The sequence below is a fragment of the Frankia sp. AiPs1 genome (assembly GCF_023716945.1).
GTDB lineage: Bacteria > Actinomycetota > Actinomycetes > Frankiales > Frankiaceae > Frankia.
Genome location: NZ_JAMQQF010000029.1, coordinates 17,459 through 28,983, shown reverse-complemented (window position 1 = coordinate 28,983; position 11,525 = coordinate 17,459). Strand labels below are relative to the sequence as shown.

General features: G+C 72.5%; 6 protein-coding genes. All 6 read left to right on the top strand.

The genetic code is table 11. The features are described from left to right. The coding region (locus ND748_RS05845; protein WP_285901657.1) for an ATP-dependent helicase C-terminal domain-containing protein at positions 1 to 367 on the top strand (367 nt) is incomplete at its 5' end. A 353-nt stretch (positions 368 to 720) separates the two neighbouring features. Then, the gene (locus ND748_RS05840; RefSeq protein WP_374215852.1) at positions 721 to 1,176 is read left to right on the top strand and encodes a carboxymuconolactone decarboxylase family protein; all 456 of its coding nucleotides are present in this window, start codon (positions 721 to 723) and stop codon (positions 1,174 to 1,176) included. Between the two features lie 76 nt (positions 1,177 to 1,252). Beyond that, a complete protein-coding gene (locus ND748_RS05835; protein ID WP_251744635.1) occupies positions 1,253 to 2,188 on the top strand; it encodes a sigma-70 family RNA polymerase sigma factor in 936 nt (311 codons plus the stop codon). 45 nt (positions 2,189 to 2,233) lie between these two features. After that, positions 2,234 to 4,252 (top strand): PASTA domain-containing protein, encoded by a 2,019-nt coding sequence (locus tag ND748_RS05830; protein ID WP_251744634.1) that lies wholly within the window; start codon positions 2,234 to 2,236, stop codon positions 4,250 to 4,252. A gap of 267 nt (positions 4,253 to 4,519) precedes the next feature. Continuing rightward, complete coding sequence (locus ND748_RS05825) at positions 4,520 to 5,764, top strand: PP2C family protein-serine/threonine phosphatase (RefSeq protein WP_285901656.1); 1,245 nt, start codon at positions 4,520 to 4,522, stop codon at positions 5,762 to 5,764. Between the two features lie 158 nt (positions 5,765 to 5,922). Further along, complete coding sequence (locus tag ND748_RS05820) at positions 5,923 to 11,358, top strand: diguanylate cyclase (protein ID WP_251744632.1); 5,436 nt, start codon at positions 5,923 to 5,925, stop codon at positions 11,356 to 11,358. The last annotated feature ends 167 nt before the right edge of the window (positions 11,359 to 11,525 follow it).

Genomic DNA, 11,525 nt, shown 5'->3' with positions numbered 1-11,525 from the left:
GCCCTGGCCGCAGGCCGCCCGGCTCGACGTGCTCGCGCCGGAGCGGCTGGAGGTGCCGAGCGGGTCGCGGGTGCGCCTCGACTACAGCGGCCCCGACGGCCCCGTCCTCGCGGTGAAGGTCGCCGAGGTGTTCGGCTGGGACCGGGTCCCGGCGATCGCGGACGGCCGCGCCCCCATCGTCCTGCACCTGCTCTCCCCGGCGGGCCGCCCGGTGGCCGTGACGAGCGACCTGGCGTCGTTCTGGCGCACCGGCTACCCGCAGGTCCGCGCCGAGCTGCGGGGACGCTACCCGCGTCACCCCTGGCCGGACGACCCCACCACCGCTGCCCCCACCCGCCGCGTCACCCCCCGCACCCGCGGGAGGTGATCGGGGCTCGGACAACCCCACCGCAGCGGCGGCCCCGGCCCCGACCCCGGCCAGGAGGCGGTGTGCGGGGCAGCGCCGCCACCTGTCTCTTCCGTAGGGATAAATCAGACGCAGAACCCTACAGAAGAACCATGGAGGTGCTTTCCCATGCATCCGCCACCGACGACGGCAGGCATCGTCCTCGCGAGCATCGACCGGGCACACCCGCCCTCCGCGGCTCCGCCGATGCCGCGGGACGGCGAGCTGTCACATCTGCGCCGCGCCGCGGGTCAGAGAGGAGACGGGCGGCCGACAGCGCCGCCGCGGCAGGGGCCCGCCGCCGCGGCGTGGGCCGGACGAGAGGACCTGAAACGGTGGCGGCACGGATGAGGAACCCGGCGGCGGTCATCCCCGCGGCATGGCCGGCGATCGCGGCGCTGAACGCGGCCAGCGAGACGGGCGGCGTGGCTGCGTCGACCCTGGCGCTGGTGCATCTGCGGGTCAGCCAGATCAACGGCTGCAGCGCCTGCGTGGACGCCGGCTTCCGGGACGCGCTGAAGAGTGGACAGGCCGCGGAGCGGCTCGGTGCCGTCGCGGCCTGGCGAGAGACGAGCTACTACGACGACGCCGAGCGGGCCGCGCTGGCACTCGCCGAGGCCGCGACCCGGCTCAGCGACCGCGTCGACCCCGTCCCCGACGACGTCTGGGCCGAGGCGGTCAGGCACTACGACGACCGTGGCATGGCCGCACTGATCCTCAAGATCGCGACGACGAACGTCTTCAACCGGCTGAATGCCGTCACAAAGCAGGTCGCCGGCTCCTGGGGATGAGGAGCCGGCAGGAAGCCGAGGCGAGGCCGAGGCCGAAGCCGAAGCCGAAGCCGAAGCCGACGGAGGATCGGGACCGATGGACGAATCGGAACGGCTTGCCCGGCGGTTCGAGGAGCATCGTGGGCATCTGCGCGCCGTGGCCTACCGGATGCTCGGCTCCGTCGACGAGGCGGACGACGCGGTACAGGACGCCTGGCTGCGCCTGAGCCGATCCGACGCCGGCGGCATCGAGAACCTGGGCGGATGGCTGACCACGGTCGTCGCGCGAATCTGCCTGAACATGCTTCGGACCCGCCGGACCCGCGCCGAGGACCTGGTCGGCGTCCACGTCCCCGATCCGATCATCGCTCTCGTCCCGGCCGCCGGGTCGGGGCAGCCCGAGCAGGAGGCCCTGCTGGCCGACTCGGTCGGGCTCGCCCTGATCACCGTGCTCGACACCCTGGCTCCGGCCGAGCGGCTGGCCTTCGTGCTGCACGACCTGTTCGACCTTTCGTTCGACGAGATCGCGCCGGTCGTGGGTCGGTCGCCGACGGCGGCCCGCCAACTCGCCAGCCGGGCTCGGCGACGGGTGCGCGCGCTCGACGCGCCCGTTCCCGACGCCGACCAGACCGACCAGGCCGACCAGGCCGACCAGCGCAGGGTCGTCGACGCGTTCTTCGCCGCGGCCCGCGGCGGCGACATGACATCCCTGGTCGCGGTGCTCGACCCCGACGTCGTCCTGCGCGCCGACGGCGGGGCGTGCCGGCCGCAGGCCTCTGCGGTGGTGCGCGGGGCGCGCGACGTCGCCCGCCGGGCGCTGCTGTTCGCCCGGCCCGCGGCGGTGGTGCACCCGGTGCTGGTCAACGGCACCGCCGGCGTGGTGATCACGGCCGACGGAAGGCCGGTCTCGGTGATGGGCTTCACCGTCGCCGACGAGCGGATCACCGAGATTCACGCCCTCGTCGACGCCGACCGCCTCGCCCGACTCGACCTCACGGCCCGACTCGGACCGGCCGACGGCGAGCAAGTTTGATCTCCACGCTCCCGCTGGTTCGGCTGTCGGCGCCGGACGGCCACGATGGCACCCGAGATTCTGGGCGCGGCCCTCCGAATATCGTGTGCGTACTCGGTGCTGCGGGAGGTGCATGGTCCGGTGTTGGAGGACAGCGGTGGCCAGGCCGTGCGCGATCCTGCCGTCCTGCCGGACGGAGTGACCGAGCTCGAGGACGACGATCCCCCAGCACTGGGGCCGTACAGGTTGTTCGGCCGACTCGGTGAGGGCGGGATGGGGACCGTGTTCCTGGCCTGGCACCCGGCCGGTGGATGGGTCGCGGCCAAGACACTGCACCGCCACCTTGCCCGGCAGCCTGATTTCCTGGCCCGGTTCGCCCGGGAGGTCGACAACGCTCGGCGGATCAACAGTCCCTACACCCCGTCGGTGTTGGACGCGGACACCGCGACCCGTGACCCGTATCTGGTCACCGAGTTCATCGCCGGGCCGACGCTGAGCCAGGAAATCAGGAGACGCGGGCCGCTGTCCCGATCCGAGCTCCATCAGCTCGCCATGAATTTGGCATCCGCCATGCTTGCCTTTCACCGCGTCGGGATCGTGCACCGGGACATCAAGCCAGCCAACATCATCCTTTCCCGGACCGGTCCACGCGTCATTGATCTCGGCATCTCCCGCGCGCTGAACGAGGCCGTCGGCATCACCTTGTCCAGCGGCCAGCAGCCCGGAACACCCCAGCTCATGGCCCCAGAACAGTGGACCGGGCAACGCCCGACCCCGGCGACCGACGTGTTCGCCTGGGGCAGCGTGCTCACCTACGCCGGCACCGGACGCTTCCCCTTCACCGGAGTCGATCAACGGGGACTGCGGGATGCGGTGCTGCACTCTCCGCCCGACACGGACGGCCTGGACGCCTCCCTGCGCCCGCTCATTCTTCGGACGCTGGCGAAGGACCCGGCGGCACGCCCGGATGTCGCGGATCTCCTGGCCGACCTGCTGGGCGGCGCCGCACCCCAGGCGGCCACCGGCATCGAGCGGGCGCCCGTCAGCGATACGACGCCCATCACCAGGACCACGCCCTTCAGCAGGACGACGCCCGAGTTCGGGGTGGGCGTCGCGCAGGTACCGCCCACCGCGGCCCGTCCGGTGACCGACGAGTCGGTCACCGCACCCGCCGCACCCGATTCCGCTGCGCGGCGGGGTCGCCGACAGGTCCGACGGCTGACCGTTCTCGCCGGCATGCTGGCGATCGCGGCCGTCGTCACGGTGGTCGCGCTCGTCATCCATCGGCCGACATCACCGTCCCGCCCGGCCACCGCCGCCGTTCCCGACGGGCTGATCGGCCTTCCCGCCACTCGCGCAAAAGCCTCGCTCCAGTCGGCCGGCTTCCGCCAGATCACCCAGACCCGCAGTCCCGATGCCCGGGCATGGGGCACCGTGCTCGCGGTCCGGCCGCAGTCCGGCGACGTCGTTCGCGTGGACTCCCCCGTCGTGCTCACCGTCTCGGGCGGCGCCTCCGCGGTGTTCGTCCCGAATGTCATCGGCCAGTCGCGGGCGGACGCCGAGAGTGCGCTGCGCCGGTTGGACCTGACCGTCACCGTGCTGACCAGCACCGCGGCCAGGCCGGCCGCCGCGCCGGGGCATGTCGAAGCGCAGGATCACGCCGGCGAGAAGGTGGAACCCGCAACCCCGGTGACCATCACCGTCGTGAGCCTTCAGCTCCCGGTGCCCGACGTCGTCGGCCAGCCCGCCCGGACCGCCGTCGAACAGCTCACGGAGGCCGGATTCCAGGTCACCCGGGCGGAACGTCGGTCGGATTCCGCGGTGGGCACGGTCATCGACCAGCAGCCCCGGATCGTGTCCGCGGACCGTGGCTCCGACGTCCGTCTCGTCGTCTCCGCCGGTCGCCCGGCCCAGACAGCACCGCCCCGCGCCACCACACCTCGGGCCACCACACCTCGGGCCACCAAACCTCGGGCCACGGCGCCCCCGGCCACCACTCGCGCTCCGGCCACGCAGCCTGGGGGGTTCCCCAACGGCAGCGGCGGCCGCGCTCCGGCCACGCGGGCCGGGGGACTCCTCGGGTAGAGCGGGCCAAGGGCCCTCTCTCGACGTGCCTCGCTGTCACGTACGCGCCATGCCGCGGGCGGTCGGAGAGGTGGCCGTCATCCACCGAAAGCATTGCGACGGCACCTGCTACCCGCGAGGTGGGTCCGAGCGCATTCGCAGAAGGCGGTGACCAAGGGGTCAGGGTGTACCCCCATCGGTCAACGGTGCGGCCGGGGTGTCGGCGTGACCGATTGACGCCAGCCGGTCAGGCTCGCACAGCTATGCAGGGCCGGCGAGGGACAGGGGATGGCCACGGTGGCAGGCGGACAGGGCTCTCGCAGGGTTCCGGTGGATCGGTCGGAGGGGTTCGGCGAGCGGCTGCTCGGCCTGCTGCTGGACCGCGCGCACGAGATGCCGCCGCAGCTGATCGCCCCGCTGGTGGCCGAAGAGGTGAACCGGATCGGTGGTCGGGACGTCTCGATCCTGCTGCAGGACTACGAGCAGCGGGTACTGACGCCGCTGCCGGGTCGGGGCCTCACGATCGGAGAGCCTGTGTCGATCGACGACTCCCCCGCTGGCACCGCGTTCCTTGGCACGACGACCGTCGAGCAGCCGCTGGCCGACGGTGTGCGGATGTACCTGCCCCTGCTGGACGGAAGCGACCAGGTGGGAGTACTCGCCCTCACCCTCGCCGCCGTTGATGACGACGACCGCCGGTTGCTGCGGCGGTTGGCCGGCCTCGTCGCCGACATGCTGGTCACCAAGAGCAACTACACCGACCAGTTCTTCCGAGCCCGGCGCCGCGCACCGATGAGCGTGGCCGCGGAGATCCAGTGGTCTCTGCTGCCCCCGCTGACCATGCTCACCCCGCAGGTCGCGGTGGCCGGCATCCTCGAACCCGCCTACGACATCGCCGGTGACAGCTTCGACTACGCCCTCAACGACGACATCCTGCACATGTCCGTCATCGACGCGATGGGGCACAGCCTGGACGCCGCCGTACTGGCGACGGTCGCGATCGGCGCCTACCGGCACGCCAGACGCGCCGACATCGGGCTTGCCGAGCTGTACATGTTCATGGACGCGGCCATCAACGGGCAGTTCGGACCCGACCATTTCGTCACCGCGCAGATGATGCGTCTGCATGTCGGGACGGGTCACCTGCAGTGGGTCAACGCGGGTCACCCACCAGCGCTGCTGATCCGCGATCACCAGGTCATCCAGACCCTGGCGGGTCCGGGAACGCTACCGGTGGGCTTCGGCGGTGACATACCGCAGATCAGCGAGCAGTCTCTCCGGCGCGGGGACCGCGTCCTGTTCTTCACCGACGGTCTCGTCGAGGAGCATGAAAGCGGTGGAGAACAGTTCGGCGAGGAGCGACTGATCGGCATCGTCGAGCGCGCCCGCGGCGAAGACGTGCGGGAAATGGTACGTGGAGTCTCCCATGCGCTGATGCGGGAGCGGCGCGGGATCACGACCGACGACGCGACGCTCTTCCTGGTCGAGTGGCGCGGGGGCACCGCCGATCATCTCGCCAGCGTGGATCTGTGACCAGCGGGATGCCGAGGGGCCCGGCCGGCGGATCCCGGCAGCGTCGCGATGCGGGCCCGACATGCGATCACTCGCATATCGCGAGACAGTCACCAGGTCCGGGGTGAGTCGGTACGGACCGCGACAGGTGAGCGTAGGCGCGGACGAGGTGACGCTGTGTGGTTCAGCTTGAGATACCCGGCGTCCTGATCCGAGAGGAGCTGGGGCGCGGTTCCTACTCCGTCGTGTATCGGGCGGAGCGGGAGGGCCGGAACTATGCGGTCAAGGTGCCGCTTCGGGCGATGGCGCGCGACGAAACGGTCGTGCGGACCTTCGCCCGCGAGGCCACCATTCTGGCCTGCCTGCACCACCCCAACATCGCCCGGATCCGGGCCGCCGGGCACACCGCGGATCACCCGTTTCTCATCATGGACCTGATCGAGGGTGATTCGCTGAAAGCGCGGATCGCCGCGGGGCCGCTGGGGATCGCCGAGGCCATCCGGGTGGCGCTGGACGTGGCGTCGGCGCTGTCCGAGGCGCACCGGCGCGGCCTGGTTCACCAGGACGTCAAGCCCGCCAACATCATGATCGGATCGGACGGGAAGGCCACCCTGCTCGACTTCGGGCTGATGACCCGGGCCGGCGGGCCACCGACCGACCGGGCCGTCGGCACGGTTCTGTTCGGCGCCCCGGAACAGACCGGCATGCTGCGACGGCCGATCGAGCCGCGTTCCGACCTCTACGCCCTCGGCGCGGTGCTCCACACCTGTCTGGCCGGCTCGCCGCCGTTTCAGGCCGCCGACACCGCCGAACTCCTGCGCATGCACGCCGTCGCGACGCCCCGTCCCCTGACGCAGGTGCGCGCGGACGTCCCCGCGGAACTCGCCGCGGTCGTGACTCGGCTGCTGGCCAAGGACCCGGACGACCGGTACCAGTCCGCACTCGACGTCGTCGCCGCGCTGACGCCGCTCGCCCCGGGAGCGCCCACTGCCGCGCATCCCACGGCCGCGCATCCCACGGTCGACCGGGCCGCGGTGACCGGCGCGGGCGACCCGGACATGCTGGTCCGGGGTCGCCACGTCGGCCGCCGCCGCGAAGGCGCGCTGCTGCGACAGGCGTGGACGCGATGCCTCGCCGGAGAACGAGGCCCCACCGGAGAACGATCCCCCACCGGAGAACGAGGCCCCACCGGGGAATGCGGCGTGGTGACGGTCATCGGGGAGGCCGGGGCCGGCAAGACCCTCCTCATTCAGGACCTGCTCGCCGCGCACGGCCCGGTCGACGGCCCGGTACAGGGTCCGCTGATCCTGCGCGGACGGTGCGCCGCGAACGGCTCCGCTCCCCTGGCGCTGCTGCACGATCTGATCGACGGCTACCTGCGCGGCCTGCCGGCCGTGCCCGAGCCTCGGCGGCGAGACCTGGTCGCCCGGATGGTGTCGGCCGCGGGTCCCGACGCCGCGCTGCTCGCCCGCGTGCATCCGCTGCTCGCCCGCGTGCTGGAGGTGGATCGCACGGCCGGCGAGCCGGAGGCCGGCGAACCGCGCCTGCGGTCGGCCGCGGTCGGCTTCCTCAGCCGGCTTGCCCTGCGCTGCCACGGACTGGTCATCTGGGTGGACGACGCCCACTGGCTGGGTCCGGCCGACCGGCAGATCCTCGAGGACCTCACGGCCTCGACCGACCCCGCGCCGCTGCTGCTGATCAACTCGACCCGGGATCCGGCCCTGCGGGTGGCGGCCGGATCCGCCACAAGCTGGGAGATCACGCTCGGACCGTTGCGCGAACACGAGGTCGCGGAGGTGATCCGCGACTATCTCGGCGAGATCACCGACCACGCCTTCGCGCGGGATGTCGCCGTGCGGTCGTCCGGGAACCCGCTGGCCGTGGTGGAGTACGTCCGGGCCGTGATCGACGCCGGGCTCGTCCGGCCCGACTGGGGCCGCTTCGTCCTCGACCGCACCGGCCTGGACTCGCTGCCGCTGCCCGACGAGGTCCTCGACCTGATCCGCCATCGGGTGCACGCGCTCAACCCGACCGCCGCGGCCGTCCTCGGGGTCGCCGCCGTGATCGGCCGCGGCTTCGATCTGGCGCTCCTGACCGCCGCGAGCGGCCAGACCAGCGCCGCGATCTCGATGGCGACCGCCGAGGCGCAGGCGCATCAACTCGCCGCCCGCGGGCGGGACGGGACCTGGTCCTTCGTCCATGACTGCGTCCACGAGGCGCTGCTGTCGACCATGAGCCCGCAGGAGCGACTGGCCGCGCACCGGCGCGTCGTCGACGTCCTCGACGACCTCGGCGCGAACGACCTCGGCCCGAACGGCGACGGCCCGAACGGCGACGTCGCGAACGGCGACGGCCACCTGTACGAACTGGCCCGGCATGCCATCGCCGGGCGGATCGCGCCGGACCGTCGCTTCCGGCTGACCTCGACCGCCGCGGCGGCGGCGCTCGCCACCCCGGCGCCCTACGAGGCCGTGGCCCTCTTCCGGGCCGCGCAGACGGCCGCGGACGAGGCGGGCCTCGAACCCGACGCCGAGTTCGAGGAAGGTTTCGCGCTGGCCTGCGCGCGCACGCTCGCCCCCGCGGACGCCCGAACCCACTTCACCCGGGCGCTGCGTTCGCAGGCCGACCCGCGGCGGCGCGCCCGCGCCCTGCTGGAACTGGCCGGGGTCGAGTTCGCCGAGTTCAGGACGGCCGCGGCACTGGAGTACGTCCACCGTGGCCTGGCCGAGATCGGCCGCGGGCTACCCGCCAATCCCGCGGCGATGGCGGCCGTCAGCATGGGCCGGTGGGCGGCGGGAATGGCCTGTCGACGCCGCTGGACGGGATTCGGCGCAGCCCGCGGCGAAGGCCGGGAACTGCACGAGATCCGCTGCCGCCTGTACGAGATCGGCATCCTGAGCGAATGGCTCTCGGGACGGATCGGTCCGATGCTGGCCTTCATGATGGCCGCCGTCCACCCCACCCAGCGGCTGGGCTCGGGCGAGGAGTACCTGCGCAGTCACGGCTGCTTCGTCCTCGTCGCGGCGGACTTCCGGCGCGCCCGGGTGGTGGAGCGCGGGGTGAGCCGGCTGCGGGACCTCGTGGCGGACAGCGAGGACCCGGTGCTGCGGGCGGAGGCCTACCTGTACACCTCCGCGGCGCTGCTGTTCCTCGGCCGCAACGTCGCCGGTGAGCGGGACTCCGAGGACACCTTTCGGCGCGCTCACCGGTGGATCGAGACCTTCTTCTTCACCAGCAGCTACTCGATCCTCGTGCGGAGCCTGGCGCTGCGCGGGCATGACCGCGAGGCGTGGGCACGCTGCGAGGCCAGGCCGCACGCGGATCGCGTGCAGGCGGACCTGGCCATCCTGCGGGCGAGACTCGCCCGCACCCTGCGTTACCCTCCGGTTCCCCATCCCGGGCTCGGTGCGCTCGACGGCGAACCCGAGACCGAGCGGATCCGCCGCTACCTGATCTGCAGCGACGTCGCCGAGCTCGAGATCGAGGACGACGATTTCGGCCCGACCTTCGACGCCGCGATCGCGGTCGGCGACGACGTGGTCCAGCCGTCCTGGCGAGTGCCCGGGTTCTTCCGGCAGTTCTGGGTCACCCGGGCGCGGGGCCGGCTGGAGCAGGCCCGGGCCGCCCCTCCCGGGCCGGTCCGCACTCAGCGTCATCGAGCGGCGCGCCGGGCGCTACGTGCGGCCCGGCAGGCGGCGGCCTACCCGCCGTTCGCCGCCGACCTGCGGGTGCTACGGGCCGTCGACCGCCAGCTCGCCGGCGACCACGGCGGCGCGCTCGACCTGTTGGACGCGGCGGAACGCGCCGCCCGCACCCTCGACCTGCCCCGCGTCCGCTTCGACGCCCTGCTGGAACGGGCCCGTTGCCTGCGCGCACTCGACGAGCCCGAGCGCGCCACCACCGAGGCGGAGCTGGCGGCGAAGCTGGCCGCGCGGTACGGCTGGATCGGCCGGGAACACAAGGTGTACCGCGAGTTCGAGCTGACCGAACGGGGGCTGTCGTTCGCCGAGGCGAGCGGCGCGGCGTCCCCGGCCACGGCTTCCCGGGACCGGCGCCGGCTCGACGCGGTGCTCCAGGTGAGCGCGGCGGCCGGGCGGGAGACGACGCCGGAGTCCGTCGCCACCGTGGCCCTCGACGAGATCATCTCCATCCTCGGCGCGGACCGGGCGCTGCTGCTGCTGCCCGACCCGGCCGACCGCCAACGCGACTCGGGGCGGCTGCGGCTCTACGCGGAGCGGCACGCCGAACAGACCGACGACCTCGAGCCGGACGAGGGGCCGCGCGAGGGGCCGCGAGAGGGGCCGGACGGGCAGCCGCACGACGGACCGCGCGGCATCGCGATGACCGTCGTCGAACGCGTCCAGGCCGAGCAGCGGCCGCTGGTGGTCACGGGCACGGACGAGGGCGCCGCCCTCGGTTCGCAGAGCGCCGTCCAGTACGGGCTGCGCAGCATCCTCGCCGCGCCGGTTCCGGTCGACGGCGGCCGCAGTGGCGTCATCTACGTGGACAGCCGGGTCGCCAAGGGACTGTTCGACTCCGACGACGCCCGGATCCTGATCACGCTGGCCAAACAGGTCGGACTGTCGCTGAACATGGCCGAGGCGGCCCGGCTGCAGGCGGTCGTCGCGGCGGAGCGCCGGCAGCGGGACCTGGCCGAGACGATGCGCAACGTCACGCTGCAGGCGACCTCGACCCTGAACACCCGGGAGATCCTCGGGCGGGTGCTGACGGCCGCCGGCCACCTCCTGCCCTTCGATGTCGCCTGGGTACTGACCCGGGTGGCCGGAACCGTCCGGATCAGCTCGACGCACGGCGAGGTGGCGGACGGGGTGGTCGGTACCGAACTGCGGCTGGCGGCCGACGGCCCGATCGCGCGTGCCTTCGACTGCGGCGAGCTCGTCGCCACCGCCGACGCGATGGACCTGCCGGGCGGTGGGCAGACGGCCCGCAGCTGGCTGGCCGCGCCCGTCCCGCTGCGGGAAAGCATCGAGATGGTGGTCGTGCTCGCCTCCCGGACACCCGACTGCTACTCCGAGACGCGCATCCAGATCGCACAGACCATGATCGATCAGGTGGTCATCGGCTACCAGAACGCCTGGCTGTTCGAGAAGGTGCAGCGCCTCGCGGCCACCGACCAGCTCACCGGCCTGGCCAGCCGGCGACACTTCCTCGAGCGGGCGGACCATGTCTTCGCCGCCCATGGCGCCGCGGACCGACCGGTGAACGCGGCGATGATCGACATCGACCATTTCAAGCGGGTCAACGACGCACACGGACACTTCGTCGGAGACGAGGTCCTCACCGAGGTCGCCCAGCGCATCCGGCGGGCGTTCCGCGACGAGGATCTCATCGGTCGGGTCGGCGGGGAGGAGTTCGCCGTGCTGATGTCCGGGCCGGTGACCACCGCCGAGGCCCTCGGGCAGCGGCTACGGGACGCTCTCGCCCAGACCCCGATAGAGACCTCGGTCGGGCCGCTCGACATCCGGCTGAGCGTCGGCCTCGCGCCGCGGTCGCCCGGCGACGCGAGCCTGCGGGACCTGCTGGCCCGCGCCGACGCCGCGCTGTACGAGGCCAAGCACGGCGGGCGTGACCGGGTCGCCGTCCAGATCCGGTGACCGACGTGCCGTCCGGCATCGCGGGCGGTGCCGGACGGAGGGGTCCGTTTCCAGCATCCTTGCAAAACGGAATGATCTTCCGTATCGTGAGGCAGCCGAAACGGAAACGGATTCCTATTCCACATTTCCGGTGGTCGTGCCGGGGGGCTCGATCTTGAGGTAGCCCG

What these genes read in the sequence shown, in the direction of transcription:
- ND748_RS05835 (WP_251744635.1), top strand. Translation starts at nt 1,253, where the DNA reads ATGGACGAATCGGAACGGCTTGCCCGGCGGTTCGAGGAGCATCGTGGG.
- ND748_RS05830 (WP_251744634.1), top strand. Translation starts at nt 2,234, where the DNA reads ATGGCACCCGAGATTCTGGGCGCGGCCCTCCGAATATCGTGTGCGTAC.
- ND748_RS05825 (WP_285901656.1), top strand. Translation starts at nt 4,520, where the DNA reads ATGGCCACGGTGGCAGGCGGACAGGGCTCTCGCAGGGTTCCGGTGGAT.